We start from the raw sequence: 527 nt of genomic DNA, 5'->3' as shown, positions 1-527 counted from the left end.
CGCAAACTACCGATACGGGATGGATGACCAATCCACAGCATCCGCCTGTGCAAACGCGTTTTGTTTTGACTGGTCAGCAAGATCCGCAAGCAAAAACGCTCACTGGTTATTTGGATGTTAAGCTGAGCGGAGACTGGAAAACTTATTGGCGATCGCCGGGCGAGGGTGGTGTCGCGCCATCGATAGATTGGCAAAACTCGCAAAACCTGAGCAAGGTTGATTGGCAATGGCCATATCCGCAAAAGTTCGAGTTATTGGGCATTGAGACTCTCGGTTACAAAGGAGACACTTTGTTCCCAATGACGCTGCATATCGACGATATGTCGAAACCCGTCACGATTGATGCAGTGCTCACGCTTTCTTCCTGTACTACGATTTGTGTGCTGACGGACTACCAAATTCAATTGACGTTCTTACCTTCTGATCTAAAAGTCGATGAAGACGTGATGTTCAGTTACGCCCAAGCGGTGAGTAATGTTCCTCAATCTTCGCCTTTTGTTGAGGTCACGCAAACAAATTGGGATGCG

General features: G+C 48.0%; 1 protein-coding gene. It reads left to right on the top strand.

Annotated features, from left to right (window positions below; translation table 11 throughout):
- A partial coding sequence (locus R7044_RS27825; protein WP_263857077.1) for a protein-disulfide reductase DsbD domain-containing protein occupies nucleotides 1-527 on the top strand: 527 nt, incomplete at both ends.

Source organism: Vibrio sp. 1402 (assembly GCF_033340275.1).
Note: the sequence above shows the minus strand (reverse complement) of the source record. Positions and strands in the feature narration are given on the sequence as shown.